Genomic DNA, 15,220 nt, shown 5'->3' with positions numbered 1-15,220 from the left:
ATGAGCAGCCATTCGGTCGAGGACATCAAGCACGAAAGCGCGCGCCTGCGCGGAACGCTGCTGGCGTCGCTCGCCAATCCGGTCACCGGCGCGCTCGCCGATGACGACCAGACCCTGATCAAGTATCACGGCAGCTACCAGCAGGATGACCGCGACATCCGTGAGGAGCGCCGCGTCGCCAAGCTCGAGCCGGCCTACAGCTTCATGATCCGCACACGCACGCCCGGTGGCGTGGTGACGCCGGCGCAGTGGCTCAAGCTCGACAGCGTGGCCACCCGCTTCGCCGAGCGCGGACTGCGCATCACCACCCGCCAGGCGTTCCAGTTCCATGGCGTGATCAAGACCGAACTGAAGTCGACGATGCAGGCCATCAATGCCACGCTGATCGACACCCTCGCTGCCTGCGGCGACGTCAACCGCAACGTCGCCGTCGCCGCCAACCCACTGCTGTCGCAGGCGCATGCCGCGGTGCATGCGCAGGCTGCGGCATTGTCCGAACACCTGCTGCCCAACACCCGCGCCTACTACGAGATCTGGCTGGACGAGGAGCGCATCGTCGGCAGCGGCAGCGAGGACGAGCCCGTGTACGGGCCGACCTACCTGCCGCGCAAGTTCAAGATCGGCTTTGCGATCCCGCCCTACAACGATGTCGACGTGTTCGCCCAGGACCTGGGCTTCATCGCCATCCTCGACGATGGCGGCACGCTGGCCGGATACAACGTCAGCGTCGGCGGTGGCATGGGTGCGACCCATGGCGATGCGGAAACCTATCCGCGCCTGGGCGACGTGATCGGCTTCGTCACGCCCGACCAGGTGATCGCCGTTGGCGAAGCCGTGGTCACCGCGCAGCGCGACCACGGCAATCGCAACGTGCGCAAGCGCGCGCGGCTGAAGTACACCATCGACGACCACGGCCTGGACTGGTTCAAGGCCGAGGTCGAGCGGCGCGCCGGCTTTGCGCTGCTGCCGGTGCGTGCTTTCAGTTTCGTCCACAACGGGGACAGATTCGGCTGGATCGAGGGCCAGGACGGTCTTGCCCATCTCACCGTGCGTATCGTTGCCGGGCGCATCTGGGATCACGAAGGCGTGGCCCACCTCAGCGGGCTGCGTGAAATCGCGCGGGTGCTGGACGCAGCGGCGGTCGACGCGGAGTTCCGCCTGACGCCCAACCAGAACCTGGTGATCGCAGGCGTGCCGGCAGCGTTGCGGCCGCGGATCGACGCGCTGGTCGCGCAGTACGAACTGGACGGCTATCGCAAGGCCAGCCCGCTGCAGCGCAATGCCCTGGCCTGCGTCGCGCTGCCGACGTGCGGCCTGGCGATGGCCGAGGCCGAACGCTACCTGGCCGAGCTGACCGGCAAGGTGCAGCAGCTGCTCGACGGCCATGGCCTGCACGACGCGCCGATCCACCTGCGCATCAGCGGCTGCCCGAATGGCTGCTCGCGGCCGTACCTGGGCGAGATCGCCCTGGTCGGCAAGGCACCCGGCCGCTACAACCTCATGCTCGGCGCCGACCACCGCGGCCAGCGCCTGAACACCCTGTACCGCGAGAACATCGTCGAGGCACAGATCCTCGCCGAGCTCGATCCACTTTTTGCGCGCTATGCCGGCGAGCGCCAGGCCGATGAAGGCTTTGGCGATTTCCTCGTCCGCACTGCCGTGATTGCACCACCCAGGCCCCCGATTCCCTTGCAACTGCGTAGCGAGAACGCGGCATGAGCACGCCCCCCGACCCGATCACCGCCGCCGAGTCGCCGCAGGCACTGGCGGAACTCAATCGCTGGCTTGGCCAGCACAGCGCCGAAGAGCGCGTTGCGTGGGCGCTGGAGAACACCGCCGGCACCCACGCGCTGTCGTCGAGCTTCGGCGCGCAGGCGGCGGTGTCGCTGCACCTGGCCACGCGCCAGCAGCCGGACATGCCGGTGATCCTGATCGATACCGGCTACCTGTTCCCCGAGACCTACCGCTTCGTCGACCAGCTCAGCGAGCGGCTGGGCCTGAACCTCAAGGTCTACCGGCCGCAGATCGGCATCGCCTGGATGGAGGCGCGCCTGGGCAAGATCTGGGAGAACGGCCTGGACGGCATCGAGCGCTACAACCGCATGCGCAAGGTCGAGCCGATGCAGCGCGCGTTGAACGAACTGGGCGTGCGTACCTGGATCGCCGGCCTGCGTCGCAGCCAGGCGCGCACCCGCGCCAACATCGACTTCCTCGAGTTGCGCGACGGCCGCTGGAAGCTGCACCCGATCGCCGACTGGAGCGACCGCGAAGTCTGGCAATACCTGCAGCAGCACGACCTGCCCTACCACCCGCTGTGGCACCAGGGTTACGTGTCGATCGGCGACATCCACACGACGCGACCGCTGGAGGCCGGCATGAACGAGGAAGACACGCGTTTTTTCGGCCTGAAGCGTGAGTGCGGGCTGCATTTCGACAGCGAGCCCAACGCCGCCTGATGGCAGCGTCCCGGCGATGGCCGGGACGGCTGACAGATGCGGCTCGCCCGTAGCGGGCGGCCCACGCGCTTATTCCTGCGGCGTCACACCCAGGTAGCTGCCGGCCGCGGCAACCGTCGCCCAGACGTTGGGTTCGCGCTTGAACGAGCGATCGAACAGCGCTTCGGCGGCGGCCCGGTCGCCCTGCATCAGGTAGTACGCGCCGACCTCGGCCATGCCGCTGCTGTCCTTGGGCTTCTCGCTGACGTAGCGGTCGAACAGGGCCTTGGCCTGCGACCATTCACCGGCTTCGCGATAGACGCGGGCGATCCGGAACAGATCGCTCGGCTCGGGCTCGTCGGCCAGCACTTCGTCGAAGATCGCCTGCCCGGCCGGCTTGGAACCGCTGAGGTAGTAGATGCGGCCAATGGCGATGCGCTCCCAGCTGCCGCCATCGGCCTGGACCTTGGCCAGTTCGAGCATGGCCAGGGCCGCTTCCTGGTTGCTTTTGTCGCGATAGGGCCAGACGCCCGGCTTCTGCGCGGCGAAACCGACGGCGACGCCGGATGCGAAGAGGCTCGCGGTAATGACGACAGACGCGATGATGGAGCGAAGCTGCATTGGCGGTTTCCCCTGGTCGAATGAACGATGAGCGTTGCGCGCAGGCAGCCGGCGACGGCCACGTTCGTGCCGCGGTCGCTGATCGATTGCCTTTCCCCGCCCGCAGCATAGGTAAGCGCGGGCGCGCCGAACAGCCCTCAGGTCGTGATCGGCTGGCTCAGCTCGCGCCACGACGGCGCATCCGGCCAGCGTGGCTCCAGGTTGCCTTCAAGAATGCGGCGCAGGTCGCGCCGGTCGAGCTGCGGCGCGATGCCATGCATCAATGCCAATGCGTACTCGCGCAGCACGCGCGCACGCGGGATCACCGCCCAGGTGATGCACTCGGGCAATGCCTCCGGCGCCGGCAACGCCTTGAGGTCGGTGTCGCGAACGCCGACCGCCATCTCCGCCAGCACGCCCACGCCGAGACCGGCGCGCACGTAGGTCTTGATCAGGTCGGCATCGCGCGCAGTCATCGCCAGCTGCGGTTCCAGCCCGGCAGCGGCGAACGTGCGGTGCAGCGAGGACTCGTGCCTGGTCGAGGATTCGTAGCTGATCAGTGGATGCGCGGCCAGTTCCGCCAGCGTCGGCGCGCGCTCAAGCTTGGCCAGCGGATGGGTGAGCGGCACCAGCACCACGCGGCGCCAGCGGTACAGCGGCACGGCGACTCCGCCCTCGGGCTCGCTGCCGGCCGTGCTGATCACGGCAAGGTCGGCTTCGCCGCGTGCGAGCTGCTCGAGCACTTCGCCATCGGCCGCCGCCTGCAGGTGCACGCTGACCTGCGGAAACTCGCGCTTCACCGCGGCGATCACTTCCGGCAGGACGAAACGGGCCTGGGTGTGGGTGGTCGCCAGGACCAGCCGGCCGCTGTGCTGGCCGCGCTCGTTGGCGGCATAGGCGCGGATGTTGCTGGCTTCCTCGAGGATGCGACGGGCGTGCATCAGCACGCGCTCACCCGCCGGCGCGATCGCTTCCAGGCTGCGCCCCTTGCGGGTGAACAGCTGGAAACCGAGCTCGTCCTCGAGCTGCTTGAGCTGCTTGGACAGGCCGGGCTGGGTGGCATGCACGCGCTCGGCGGCCAGCGTGATGTTGAGGCCGGAGTCGGCAATGGCGACGAGGTAGCGGAGCTGGGTGAGGGTCATGGGGGAGCGAACCGGGTTATCTATCGCTCAATACGAATAAAGGGATGAAACGAAAACTACCGCGCCCGCGGGCGGCTGTCCAGAGCTGTGGCGGTCATTCCGAAACGACATACCGCCAGGCGTCCGCGTCATTTCCGCCGACGAGGCGGCCTGGGTAGGTTCACGGTATCGCCGCCCCCTCCCTCGATCGACACCATGGCCAGTCCACTGTTTCCCGTATTCGCCGACCTGCGCGGCCGTGACGTGCTGGTGGTCGGCGGCGGCGCGGTGGCCCAGCGCAAGGCGGAGGCGTTGCTCGAAGCGGGCGCGCGGGTCCGCCTGGGCGCGCCGGAGATCAGCGCCGCGCTGTCGCACCATGCCGGCGAGGGCCGGATCCAGCATCTGCAGGGTCCGTTCCAGGCGCACTGGCTCGACGGCGCCTGGCTCGCGATCGCCGCGACCGATGACCAGGCCGTCAACCAGGCCGTCGCCGACGCCGGCGAAGCGCGGCGCATCTGGGTCAACGTGGTCGACGATGCGCAGGCATCGAGCGTGCAGATCCCGGCGCGGATCGAACGCGGACCGCTGCAGGTCGCGATCTCCAGCGGCGGCGGCGCACCAATGCTGGCGCGCCACCTGCGCGAGAAGCTCGAATCGGAACTCGACGAATCGATCGGCGCGCTGGCCGAACTGCTGGCACGCGAACGACCACGTATCCGCGCACGATTCCCGCAGACCGGCCAGCGTCGCCGCTTCTTCGATCGCCTGCTGGCAGGTCCGGTGCCGAACCTGTTGCGCCAGCGCCAGCCACTGGCCGCCGAGCGCGAGTTCAGCGCGGCACTGGGCGAGTCCAGCGATACCGGCACGCGCGGTTATGTCGCGCTGGTGGGAGCCGGCCCGGGCGATCCGGGCCTGCTGACCCTGCGCGCCCTGCGCGTGCTCAACGAAGCCGACGTGATCCTGCACGACCGCCTGGTCAGCAAGGACGTGCTGCAACTGGTGCGGCGCGATGCGCAGCGGATCGAGGTCGGCAAGCAGGCCGGCAACCACCACACCACCCAGCAACAGATCCATGCGCTGATGCTCGAGCATGCCCGCGCCGGCAAGCGCGTGGTGAGACTCAAGGGCGGCGATCCGTTCGTGTTCGGTCGCGGCGGCGAAGAGCTCGAAGTGCTCCGCGCCGACGGCATTGAGTTCGAGGTCGTGCCGGGCATCACGGCGGCACTGGCCTGCGCGGCCTATGCGGGCGTGCCACTGACCCATCGCGACCACGCGCAATCGGTGCGGCTGGTCACGGCGCACTGCAAGGATTCGTTAGACACGCTCGACTGGCCGTCGCTGGCGCTCGAACGGCAGACGCTTGCCGTCTACATGGGCGTGGCCGGACTGGATGCGCTGCGCGATCGGCTGATCGCGCACGGCCGCGCACCTTCGACACCGTTCGCCCTGGTCGAGAACGGTTCGCGCCCCGAACAGCGGGTGGTGGTCGGCACGCTGGCGGACCTGGCCGAGCGTGCGCGCCACCACGAGGTGCAGTCGCCGGCACTGCTGATCGTCGGCGAAGTGGCGGCGCTGGCGCAGACGCTGCACTGGTTCGGTACCGCGCCGCTGGGCGAAGCGCCGCTGGCGCTGGCTGCCTGAGACCCGTTTCGCCCTCCTCCCCACAGATACGCCCGGAGCAAACCCATGGCCCTGTACGACAGCATCCTCGACACCATCGGCAGCACGCCGATCGTGCGCCTGCACCGCATCGCCCCTGCGCACGTCACCCTCTATGCCAAGGTCGAATCGTTCAATCCGGGCGGTTCGGTCAAGGATCGCCTCGCGCTCGCAATCGTGCTCGATGCAGAGCGCAAGGGCCTGCTCAAACCCGGGCAGACGATAGTCGAAGCGACCTCGGGCAACACCGGCATCGCCCTGGCGCTGGTCGCGGCCGCGCGTGGCTACCCGTTCGTTGCGGTGATGACGGAGACCTTCTCGGTCGAACGGCGCAAGCTGATGCGCGCATACGGCGCAAAGGTGATCCTGACCCCTGCCGCGGAACGCGGCAGCGGCATGGTGCGCAAGGCCGCCGAGCTGGCGGAAAAACATGGCTGGTTCCTCGCCCGCCAGTTCGAGAACGAGGCCAATCCGGCGTACCACCGCAGCACCACCGGCCCGGAAATCCTGCGCGATTTCGCCGGCAAGCGCCTGGACTATTTCGTCAGCGGCTGGGGCACCGGCGGCACGATTACCGGAGCCGGTGAAGTGCTCAAGCTTGCGCGTCCTGACCTGAAGATCGTCGCCAGCGAACCGGCCGGCGCGGCGCTGCTGTCGGGCAATGCATGGCAGCCGCACAAGATCCAGGGCTGGACGCCGGACTTCCTGCCGGCGGTACTGAGCCGCACGATCGCCGACGAAGTGCTGCCGGTGGACGACGTTGTGGCGCGCGACACGGCGCGCCGCCTGGCTGCGGAAGAAGGCGTGTTCGTCGGCATCTCCGCCGGCGCCACTGTCGCCGCGGCGCTGAAGGTGGCCGAGCGCGCGCCGGAAGGGTCGGTGCTGCTGGCGGTGCTGCCCGATACCGGCGAGCGCTATCTGTCGACGTTCCTGTTCGAGGGCGTGGCTGAAGGGTCGGATGACGAGTGGCTGGAGTCGCTGGAGGGCAAGGCGGCCGTGGCGGCCTGAGGCGGCTGCGCCTGGGCCCTCACCCCAACCCCTCACCCTCACCCTCACCCCAACCCCTCTCCCGCCAGGCCCTTCTCCCGTTCACGGGAGAAGTTGGCCCGGGCCGGATGAGGGCCGCCCCTGATTTCGCATTCCCCCGCGCGCAGCGCCCCGCTACGCTGTGCGTGTGCGGCTGTCGCCGCCCGGAGAATGCATGACCGCAGTACCCCAGTCACCCCATTGCGATTCACCCGACCGCGAGTCAATCGACCGCGAGACCGCGCGCCTTGCCTGGGCGCGTGCCGCCAGCGGCAACCCCGAGCTGTCCCTGCAGCGCGCCTCGGTCGACGCCGGCTTCCGCAGTTACTGGCGCGCCAGCGGCGCCGCGGGCTCGCACATCGTGATGGATTCGCCGCCCGCGCTCGAGGACGTGCGTCCGTGGCTGCGCATGCGCGAGCTGCTCGAAGGCGGCGGCGTGCGCGTGCCGCAGGTGCTGGTCGAGGATGTCGAATCCGGCTTCCTGCTGATGGAGGACCTGGGCGGCCCGACCCTGGCCAAGGTCATCGACGACGCCAACGCCGACGCCCACTTCGCCGCCGCGATCACGCAACTGCTGAAGCTGCAGGCGATCGTGCCGCCGCCGGGCATGGGCGAGTTCGGCGAGGCGCTGCTGCAGCGCGATGCCGGCCTGTTCGAGGAATGGTTCCTGCGCCGTCATCTCGGCATCGCGCTCGGCTGCGGCGATGCCGAGCACCTGCAGCTGGTGCAGCGGCGGTTGATGGACAACGCCCTGTCGCAGGCGCGCGTGCTGACCCATCGCGACTTCATGCCGCGCAACCTGATGCCGGTGGCCGACGGCCCGGCCGTGCTGGACTTCCAGGACTGCGTCAGCGGACCGGTCGCCTACGACGCCGTCAGCCTGTTCAAGGACGCTTTCCTGAGTTGGCCGCTCGCGCGCGTCGACGAATGGCTGGCGCAGTACCACGCGCGCGCGCTCGCCGCCGGCGTGCCGGTGCCGCCGCTGGCGCAGTTCCGCCGCGATGCCGACTGGCTCGGCATCCAGCGGCACCTGAAGATCCTCGGCATCTTTGCCCGCCTGCACCATCGCGACGGCAAGTCGCACTACATCGCCGATGCGCCGCGCTTCATTGCCTATCTCGATGAAGTGTTGCCGCGTTATCCGGAACTGTCGCCGCTGCGCGACCTGCTCGACTCGCGCATCCGTCCGGCGATGACGGGAGTGGACGCATGAAGGCGCTTGTCTTCGCCGCGGGCCTGGGCGAGCGCATGCGCCCGCTGACCAACCACACGCCCAAGCCGTTGCTGGTCGCCGGTGGCAAGCCGCTGATCGTGTGGCACCTGGAAAAGCTGGCCGCGGCAGGCGTTCGCGAGGTGGTGATCAACACCAGCTGGCTCGCCGGCCAGTTCCCGGACACGCTCGGAGACGGCTCGCGCTGGGGAATGCGCCTGCACTACTCCTACGAAGGTCCGACGCCGCTGGAGACCGGTGGCGGCATGCTGCACGCGCTGCCCTTGTTGCGCGAGAGCGAGGACGACAACCGCGCGTTCGTGCTGGTCAATGGCGACGTCTGGACCGACTTCGACTTCGCCCGCCTTCCGCGCCAGATCGACGGCGACGCGCATCTGGTCCTGGTCGACAATCCGCCACAGCACCCGGGTGGCGATTTCATCCTCGATGAGCAATCGGGGCGGGTCACGTTCGGTGACGGGCTGCACGGCAAGGTTCCGCCGGCGGGCGCGCACGCGTTGCGCAAGACCTACGCCGGCATCGCCCTCTATCGGCCTTCGGTGCTCGACGGCTGGCGCGGGATCGTCGGCAACGTCGCGGGCGCCGATGAGCATCCGCCGCGTTTCAAGCTGCCACCGCTGTTGCAGGCGGCCATGGCCAAGGGCCGCGTGACTGGCGAGCACCACCGTGGCCGCTGGACGGATGTGGGTACGCCGGAGCGCCTGGCCACGCTGGATGCGGAACTGCGCGGCTAGGTCTCAGCTTCCCAGCGTCTGCCGCAGGAACGGCACGGTGATCCGACGCTGTGCCGCCAGCGATGCGCGATCGAGGCGGTCGAGCAATGCGGTCAATCCGCCAAGGTCGCGGCCAACGCGCTTGAGCAGCCAGTCCAATGCGGCTTCCTCCAGCACCAGTCCACGGCGCTGCGCGCGTTGCCGCAGCACTTCGCGGCGACCGTCGTCGTCCAGCGGCGCCAGCGTGATGCGCGTGCATTGGCCCAGCCGCGAGCGCAGATCGGGCAAACCCAGGCCGATTGCATCGGGAATGTCGCGCGCGGCATAGACCAGCGCCACGCCGGCGGCGCGCGCGCGGTTGTGCGCGTCGAACATCGCGACCTCGTCCTCGCGGTTGCCGGCGATGACATCGAGGCCATCGATCGCGATCAGGTCGTTGCCTTCCAGCGCCTCAAGCGCGTCGCGCAGGCGGCCGGCCGCGGCCAGCAGCGGCAGGTAGGCGGCGCGACGGCCGGCGGCTTCGGTGGCCGCGCAGGTCGCCAGCAGCAAGTGGGTCTTTCCGACGCCCGACGGCCCGGCCAGGTAGACGTTGTCGGTGCGCACCTCAGCGGTGCCCGCTGCCAGCGCAAGCAAGTGCTCCACGGTCCCGGCGGGCGCATGGACAAACGTATCAAGGCGCTGGTCGGGCGGATAACGCAACGCCAGCGGCAACTGCGGAATGCTCACTGCGGGCCTCTCGCCATTGAACCGATCGCTCACTCTTGCCTGTCGTCCAGCGGCGGCGCCAGGTGCGGGTCGGTCAACGGATCCGGAACCGTTTCGCCGACATACAGGCGGCTGTGACGGTAACGTTCCTGCGCATAGCGCAGCAGCACGTTGACCACCGCCGCCACCGGCAGCGCCAGCAGCATGCCGAGGAAGCCGAACAGCTGACCACCGGCGAGCACGGCGAAGATCACCGCGACCGGATGCAGGCCGATGCGGTCGCCGACCAGCTTGGGCGTCAGCACGTAGCTTTCGATCACCTGGCCGATGCCGAACACCACCAGCACGCCGGCAACATGTTGCCAGTCGCCGAACTGCACCAGCGCCGCGATCACGCCCAGGAGGATGCCGCTGGCCGGGCCAAGGTAGGGAACGAAGGTCAGCAGGCCGGCGATCAGGCCGATCAGGATGCCCAGGTCCAGGCCGACCGCCCACAGGCCCAGGCCGTACATCACCCCGAGCACCAGCATCACCAGGAACTGGCCGCGCAGGAACGCACCGAGCACGTCGCTCGATTCGCGCGCCAGCCGGCCGGCGGTGGGCAGGTGATTGCGTGGGATCAAGGATGCGACGCGTTCGACCAGCAGATCCCAGTCACGCAGGAAGAAGAAGGCGATCACCGGCAGCAGCGCGATGTTGGCGACCATGGCCAGTACCGCCGAACCCGAGCGCGAGAGATAGCCCAGCATCGTCGTCGCGATGCCGCCGGCCTGGTCCCAGTTCTCGCGGACGAGCTGGGCGAAATGGGTGAAATCGAGCGAGTCGGTGATCTCGAAGCCGGTGCGGCGCTCGACCCACGGCAGTGCGGTCGTCATCAGCCACTCGCGATAGCGCGGCAGCGACGTGACCAGGGTGGTGATCTGCCGTTCCATCAATGGCAACAGGATCAGCAGCGCTGCCAGCACGATCAGCGCCATCATCGTGAACACCATCGCGACCGCGGTGTTGCGCGAACGGCCGGCGCGCTCGAGCCGGTCGACCAGCGGATCGCCCAGCCAGGCCAGGATCAGGGCGAAGGCGAACGGTGAAAGAATCGGCGCCAGCAGCCACAGCAGCCAGCACACGCCCAGGCCGAGCGCAGTCCATTGCAGCCGGCGCAGGAACAGCGCGATCTCGTCCAGTGATTGCGTTTGCATGGGGTTCCCTGTCGTCAACGCAGCCGGTAGACCGGCGGCTGTCCTTCGAGGCCTTCCATCACCTCGATCACGTCATCGCGCGCCAGCATGCGGTTGAAGCCCGGCATGCCACTGACCAGTTCCAGCTCGTACTCCAGCCCCAGCGGCGTTGCCCGCATCGGGGTCATGCGGCGTACCACCGACACCTTCTGCAGATAGCCGGCGAGGCGGATGAAGTCGTCGCTGCTGTCGATGCCGGTGAAGGTCACGCGGTAGCTGCCGGCCTGGCCGGAGTCGGCGCGCTTGGCGTAGCGCTTCATCAGCGCATCGGCGGCGCCGTCGGCACCGTTGGCCATCAGCTGGCGCGGGTCGGTGCCGGTCTGCGACCAGCTCGACAGCACCTTGCCGCCGTCGACAAAGGTCCAGTCGGCCTTCCAGCCAGCGGTGGTGTCGCGGTAGAGCTTGCCGATGAGCTGCATCGGCGGACTGTAGCGGGCCGATGCGCGCGCGACCGCGGCGCTGTCACCGCGCCAGATCGCGCCGACGGCGGCCAGTTCGGCGGCGTTGCCGGTCGGCAGGCCGAGCTTGTAGCCGCGCTCGGTGGCGCGGTTGAGGGCCGGACGGGCCGCATTCACCTGCGGCAACCCGACCAGGCGCGGGCCGCTGCCGTCATCGATCGCCAGCCACAGCACCGGCTTGGGCCGCGGCTGCGGCCAGACCGGGATGCCAAGCGTGGTGGCGAGCTCGTTGACCGCCTCCTCGTTGTAGTTGATCACCAGGGTGGTGCGGAAGCTCGGCGCGCCGGTCGGGCCCAGGCCCTCGTCCTGGCGGTAGTCGTAGTTGTCGACATAGGTCTTGGCCTGGCGCAGCTCCTGCCCCACGCCGGGTCGCGAGGCCGCGCCACGGTCGCCGGAGAGCTTGCCCAGCACCAGGGCCAGGCCACGGGCGAAAGCGGAATTGCGCTCCCCCTCGCCCTGGCCGTTGACCTGCACCTCGGTGGCGTAGATGCCCTCGGCGCGGGCCCGGTCGCCCTCCACGCGCTGCGCGGCGGCGCTGAAACTGGCCAGCTGCAGGCTCAGTGCCAGCCCTGCCGTCATCGCTGCGGCCACCACCTTGCCCAGGACTTTCGAATGGATCTTCATGCGGCCCAGCATGCCTGTTGCGCCGCTCGCAGAGCGTGTTCCCGTGCCAATTGCCCGAACCATCGCTATCCCTGGTGGTGCGTAATGAGCGGAAATGGTGCCGCAGTGGCGTCGGCACGTCCATTCGAAGGCGTCACGACTGGTAAAATCGCCCCTTCATATCCCGCGACCGCCGAGGCCGCCCGTGTCCAGCACTCCCCCCAGCCCCACCACCCTCACCTACCGCGACGCCGGCGTCGACATCGATGCGGGCAACGAGGTCGTCGAACGCATCAAGCCGCTGGTCAAGCGCAGCTTCCGTCCCGAGGTGATGGGAGGCCTGGGTGGCTTCGGGGCCCTGTTCGATCTGTCGGGCAAGTACAAGGAGCCGGTGCTGGTCTCGGGCACCGACGGCGTCGGCACCAAGCTCAAGCTCGCCCAGCAGCTGAACCGCCACGACACGATCGGCATCGACCTGGTCGGCATGTGCGTCAACGATGTGCTGGTGCAGGGCGCCGAGCCGCTGTTCTTCCTCGACTACTTCGCCACCGGCAAGCTTGACGTCGACACCACGGTGGCCGTGGTCGGCGGCATCGCCAAGGGCTGCGAGATGTCCGGCTGCGCGCTGATCGGCGGCGAGACCGCGGAGATGCCCGACATGTATCCGCCGGGCGAGTACGACCTGGCCGGCTTCTGCGTCGCCGCGGTGGAAAAGTCGAAGTTGCTCGACGGCGCCAAGGTGCGCCAGGGCGACGTGCTGCTCGGCATCGCCTCCAGCGGCCCGCACTCCAACGGTTACTCGCTGGTGCGCAGGATCTACGATCGCGCCGGCCGCCCGGCAGACCTCGATGTCGGCGGCGTCAAGCTGATCGACGCGCTGATGGCGCCGACCGCGCTGTACGTCAAGCCGATCCTGGAACTGCTCGGCAAGCACGACGGCGCAGAAGGTGGGATCAGCGCGATGGCGCACATCACAGGTGGCGGCCTGACCGAGAACATCATCCGCGTGATCCCCGACGGCCTGGGCCTGCAGATCGAAGCATCGAGCATCGTCCTGCCGCCGGTGTTCGACTGGCTGCAGCGCGAAGGCGCGGTGCCCAACGACGACATGTGGCGCACCTTCAACTGCGGCGTGGGCTTTGTGCTGGTGGTCGCGCCGGGCGACGTCGCCGCGGTCAGCGCCGACCTGGACCGCCTGGGCCTGAGCCATCGCCCGATCGGCCAGGTGGTCAAGGCCGGCGACGGCGAGCGCGTGCACATCGGCTGATCCAGGCATGCAACGCATCGCGGTGCTGGCCTCGGGCCGGGGCAGCAACCTGCAGGCCATCATCGATGCGATCTCGGCGGGCGATCTGGCCGCCGGGATCGTCGGTGTGTTCTCCGACAAACCGGCGGCCGCCGCGCTGCAGCGGGTCGCCCCGGAGCTGCGCTGGAGCGCCGACGCCAGGGCCTATCCGTCGCGGGAGGACTTCGATGCCGACCTCGCCGATGCGGTCGCCGCCTGCCGGCCGGACTGGGTGGTCTGCGCCGGCTACCTGCGCATCCTCGGCGATGCCTTTGTCGAGCGTTTCCGCGACCGCCTGCTGAACATCCACCCCTCCCTGCTGCCGAAGTACCCGGGACTGCGCACGCATGCGCGCGCCATTGCCGATGGCGAGCGCGAGCATGGCGCCAGCGTCCATTTCGTCATCCCCGAACTGGACGCAGGCAATGTCATCGCCCAGGCGGTAGTGCCGGTATTGGCTGGCGACGACGTCGACTCCTTGTCGGCGCGTGTACTGGCGGTGGAGCACCCGCTGCTTGTGGCAGTCCTGCGCCTGGCCGTTTCCGGCCGCCTGGCTGAACAGGGGACAACCATCAGCGTTGACGGTCATCCCCTGTTTACAGCGCTGCGCTTAGATTCCGCCGGTGTTTTGCACGCTCACCACGTTCCCGGCGCCTCGCCTTCTGTGCCAGTCTGACGCCTCCGCGCGTCCCCGATCCAAGGTTCGATGAAGCCGATACTCCGCGTCCTGACTCTGCTGCTGTGCACCGCGGTTTCCGCTCCGGCGCTGGCGCTGGAGTCGTTCGTCGCCAATTACCAGGTGTTCAACGCCGGCAAGGCGCTGGGTGAGGCGACGATGCAGGTGGTGCCCGGCGACAGCGCCGGGCGCTGGCGCATCGACCTCAACATGCGCGGCACCCGTGGCCTGATGGGCCTGGCCGGCGTCAACGCGCAGCAGAGCACCGTATTCGAGATGGTTGGCGACGTGTACCGCCCGCTCAGCCAGAGCACGGTGCGCAAGGCATTGTTCGTCGGCAAGCAGATGACCGGCACCTACGACTGGGCCAGCCACTCGGCGCGCTGGACAGGCGACGTCAAGAAGAACCGGCGGGAGCCGGTGCCGCTGCGCGATGGCGACATGAGCGGATTGCTGATCAACCTGGCGATCATCCGCGACGCACAACCCGGTCGCACACTCGACTACCGCTTCGTCGACAACGGCCGCGCCCGCGATCAGCGCTATGCGGTCGCCGCCGATCTGGAAAGCGTCGCCGTCGATGGCATGAGCTTCAACGCCATGCGCGTCCAGCGCGTACAGGGCGGCAACGAGGAAACGGTGGTGTGGGTGGTCGATGGCGTGCCCACGCCGGTGCGCATACTGCAGCGTGAAAATGGCGAAGACACCTTCGACCTGCGCCTGGTCGACTACAAAGGAGCCCAATGATGGCCCCCAGCAAGACCACCACCACAACCCGCACGTCACGCGCGCGCCTGCACGGCCTGTTCGCCGCCGCGCTGCTGGCAGTGACCAGTGCCCCGGCGCTGGCGATCAAGCCGTTCACCGCTGACTACCAGGCCAGCTACATGGGCGTGGTCGGCAATGGCCGCATGACGCTCGTTGCCGACGGCGCCAACCGCTGGAAATACAGCCTCACCGTCACCGCGCCGCTGGCCGACCTGCGCCAGACCACGGTGTTCGAGGACAAGGGCGGGCAATGGCGTCCTCTGTCCGGCGTCGACACCGCCAAGGTGCTGGCCAAGGGCAAGACCAAGAACGCGACCTACGACTGGGGCCGCGGCGTCGCCACCTGGACCGGTGACGTCAAGCCCGACCGCGCCGGCCCGATCAAGCTGCAAAGCGGCGACCTGGATGCCCTGCTGATCAACCTGGCGATCGTGCGCGACCTGGCCGCCGGCAAGCCGATGAGCTACCGGATGGTCGAAGACGGCAAGGTCCGCGACCTCACCTACACGGTCGCCGGCAAGGAACAGATCACCGTCGCCGGCAAGCCGCAGCAGGCCACCAAGGTTGTCTCCACGCATGGCGACAAGCAGACCATCGCCTGGATCGTCGACGGCATGCCGGTGCCCGCGCGCATCCTGCAGCGCGACAAGGGCCAGGACGCAATCGACCTGCTAGTCCAGGCAGTGCGCTGATCCCGATAGGGAA

The 15,220-nt window shown here is 68.6% G+C and carries 15 protein-coding genes; 10 read left to right on the top strand and 5 right to left on the bottom strand.

Features of this window, described 5'->3' with window-relative positions; genetic code table 11:
- Together cysI and AB4Y64_RS15045 are read left to right on the top strand one after the other, a co-directional pair.
- Complete coding sequence (cysI, locus tag AB4Y64_RS15050; protein ID WP_441817266.1) at positions 1-1,719, top strand: assimilatory sulfite reductase (NADPH) hemoprotein subunit; 1,719 nt, start codon at positions 1-3, stop codon at positions 1,717-1,719.
- Positions 1,716-2,456: a phosphoadenylyl-sulfate reductase gene (locus tag AB4Y64_RS15045; protein WP_441817265.1), complete on the top strand. Its 741-nt coding sequence runs from the start codon at positions 1,716-1,718 to the stop codon at positions 2,454-2,456. The genes cysI and AB4Y64_RS15045 overlap by 4 nt, the downstream gene beginning before the upstream one ends.
- Before the next feature lie 69 nt (positions 2,457-2,525).
- Here AB4Y64_RS15045 and AB4Y64_RS15040 read toward each other — a convergent pair whose 3' ends face one another.
- Complete coding sequence (locus AB4Y64_RS15040; RefSeq protein WP_441817264.1) at positions 2,526-3,056, bottom strand: tetratricopeptide repeat protein; 531 nt, start codon at positions 3,054-3,056, stop codon at positions 2,526-2,528.
- Between the two features lie 137 nt (positions 3,057-3,193).
- Positions 3,194-4,177 carry a LysR family transcriptional regulator gene (locus tag AB4Y64_RS15035; RefSeq protein ID WP_441817263.1) on the bottom strand — a complete coding sequence of 328 codons (984 nt, stop codon included), beginning with the start codon at positions 4,175-4,177 and terminating at the stop codon, positions 3,194-3,196.
- A gap of 195 nt (positions 4,178-4,372) precedes the next feature.
- On the opposite strand from AB4Y64_RS15035, the gene cysG reads away from it, so the two are divergent.
- The 4 genes from cysG (at position 4,373) to murU (ending at position 8,806) form a co-directional block, all read left to right on the top strand.
- Positions 4,373-5,797 (top strand): siroheme synthase CysG, encoded by a 1,425-nt coding sequence (gene cysG, locus AB4Y64_RS15030; RefSeq protein WP_441817262.1) that lies wholly within the window; start codon positions 4,373-4,375, stop codon positions 5,795-5,797.
- A 45-nt stretch (positions 5,798-5,842) separates the two neighbouring features.
- Positions 5,843-6,823: a cysteine synthase A gene (cysK, locus tag AB4Y64_RS15025; RefSeq protein WP_441817261.1), complete on the top strand. Its 981-nt coding sequence runs from the start codon at positions 5,843-5,845 to the stop codon at positions 6,821-6,823.
- Positions 6,824-7,016: 193 nt separating this feature from the next.
- Positions 7,017-8,054: an aminoglycoside phosphotransferase family protein gene (locus tag AB4Y64_RS15020; protein ID WP_441817260.1), complete on the top strand. Its 1,038-nt coding sequence runs from the start codon at positions 7,017-7,019 to the stop codon at positions 8,052-8,054.
- Positions 8,051-8,806 carry an N-acetylmuramate alpha-1-phosphate uridylyltransferase MurU gene (gene murU, locus AB4Y64_RS15015; protein WP_441817259.1) on the top strand — a complete coding sequence of 252 codons (756 nt, stop codon included), beginning with the start codon at positions 8,051-8,053 and terminating at the stop codon, positions 8,804-8,806. Before AB4Y64_RS15020 ends, murU begins: the two co-directional genes overlap by 4 nt.
- Positions 8,807-8,809: 3 nt before the next feature.
- On the opposite strand, the gene hda is transcribed toward murU, so the two are convergent.
- Genes hda through AB4Y64_RS15000 form a run of 3 tightly spaced genes read right to left on the bottom strand, consistent with a single transcriptional unit; the run spans position 8,810 to position 11,807 of the window.
- Positions 8,810-9,511: a DnaA regulatory inactivator Hda gene (gene hda / locus AB4Y64_RS15010; protein WP_441817331.1), complete on the bottom strand. Its 702-nt coding sequence runs from the start codon at positions 9,509-9,511 to the stop codon at positions 8,810-8,812.
- Positions 9,512-9,540: 29 nt separating this feature from the next.
- A complete protein-coding gene (locus AB4Y64_RS15005) occupies positions 9,541-10,686 on the bottom strand; it encodes an AI-2E family transporter (RefSeq protein ID WP_441817258.1) in 1,146 nt (381 codons plus the stop codon).
- Positions 10,687-10,700: 14 nt separating this feature from the next.
- Positions 10,701-11,807, bottom strand: a complete 1,107-nt coding sequence (locus AB4Y64_RS15000) for a DUF2066 domain-containing protein (RefSeq protein ID WP_441817257.1) — start codon at positions 11,805-11,807, stop codon at positions 10,701-10,703.
- A gap of 184 nt (positions 11,808-11,991) precedes the next feature.
- On the opposite strand from AB4Y64_RS15000, the gene purM reads away from it, so the two are divergent.
- Genes purM through AB4Y64_RS14980 form a run of 4 tightly spaced genes read left to right on the top strand, consistent with a single transcriptional unit; the run spans position 11,992 to position 15,207 of the window.
- Complete coding sequence (purM, locus tag AB4Y64_RS14995; protein WP_441817256.1) at positions 11,992-13,053, top strand: phosphoribosylformylglycinamidine cyclo-ligase; 1,062 nt, start codon at positions 11,992-11,994, stop codon at positions 13,051-13,053.
- Between the two features lie 7 nt (positions 13,054-13,060).
- On the top strand, positions 13,061-13,747 hold the full coding sequence (gene purN / locus AB4Y64_RS14990) for a phosphoribosylglycinamide formyltransferase (RefSeq protein WP_441817255.1): 687 nt from the start codon (positions 13,061-13,063) through the stop codon (positions 13,745-13,747).
- A 30-nt stretch (positions 13,748-13,777) separates the two neighbouring features.
- Positions 13,778-14,494 (top strand): DUF3108 domain-containing protein, encoded by a 717-nt coding sequence (locus tag AB4Y64_RS14985; RefSeq protein ID WP_441817254.1) that lies wholly within the window; start codon positions 13,778-13,780, stop codon positions 14,492-14,494.
- Positions 14,494-15,207, top strand: a complete 714-nt coding sequence (locus AB4Y64_RS14980; RefSeq protein ID WP_441817253.1) for a DUF3108 domain-containing protein — start codon at positions 14,494-14,496, stop codon at positions 15,205-15,207. The genes AB4Y64_RS14985 and AB4Y64_RS14980 overlap by 1 nt, the downstream gene beginning before the upstream one ends.
- Positions 15,208-15,220 lie beyond the last annotated feature (13 nt).

Origin of the sequence: Lysobacter sp. TAF61, from assembly GCF_052113485.1 — a bacterium.
Taxonomy (GTDB): Bacteria; Pseudomonadota; Gammaproteobacteria; order Xanthomonadales; family Xanthomonadaceae; genus Lysobacter_J.
This window is presented reverse-complemented; position numbering and strand designations above follow the sequence as displayed.

Bases quoted from the DNA above. Each gene is read 5' to 3' on its own strand.
- cysI (WP_441817266.1), top strand. From the start codon at position 1: ATGAGCAGCCATTCGGTCGAGGACATCAAGCACGAAAGCGCGCGCCTG.
- AB4Y64_RS15045 (WP_441817265.1), top strand. From the start codon at position 1,716: ATGAGCACGCCCCCCGACCCGATCACCGCCGCCGAGTCGCCGCAGGCA.
- AB4Y64_RS15040 (WP_441817264.1), bottom strand. From the start codon at position 3,056: ATGCAGCTTCGCTCCATCATCGCGTCTGTCGTCATTACCGCGAGCCTC.
- AB4Y64_RS15035 (WP_441817263.1), bottom strand. From the start codon at position 4,177: ATGACCCTCACCCAGCTCCGCTACCTCGTCGCCATTGCCGACTCCGGC.
- cysG (WP_441817262.1), top strand. From the start codon at position 4,373: ATGGCCAGTCCACTGTTTCCCGTATTCGCCGACCTGCGCGGCCGTGAC.
- cysK (WP_441817261.1), top strand. From the start codon at position 5,843: ATGGCCCTGTACGACAGCATCCTCGACACCATCGGCAGCACGCCGATC.
- AB4Y64_RS15020 (WP_441817260.1), top strand. From the start codon at position 7,017: ATGACCGCAGTACCCCAGTCACCCCATTGCGATTCACCCGACCGCGAG.
- murU (WP_441817259.1), top strand. From the start codon at position 8,051: ATGAAGGCGCTTGTCTTCGCCGCGGGCCTGGGCGAGCGCATGCGCCCG.
- AB4Y64_RS15005 (WP_441817258.1), bottom strand. From the start codon at position 10,686: ATGCAAACGCAATCACTGGACGAGATCGCGCTGTTCCTGCGCCGGCTG.
- AB4Y64_RS15000 (WP_441817257.1), bottom strand. From the start codon at position 11,807: ATGAAGATCCATTCGAAAGTCCTGGGCAAGGTGGTGGCCGCAGCGATG.
- purN (WP_441817255.1), top strand. From the start codon at position 13,061: ATGCAACGCATCGCGGTGCTGGCCTCGGGCCGGGGCAGCAACCTGCAG.
- AB4Y64_RS14985 (WP_441817254.1), top strand. From the start codon at position 13,778: ATGAAGCCGATACTCCGCGTCCTGACTCTGCTGCTGTGCACCGCGGTT.
- AB4Y64_RS14980 (WP_441817253.1), top strand. From the start codon at position 14,494: ATGGCCCCCAGCAAGACCACCACCACAACCCGCACGTCACGCGCGCGC.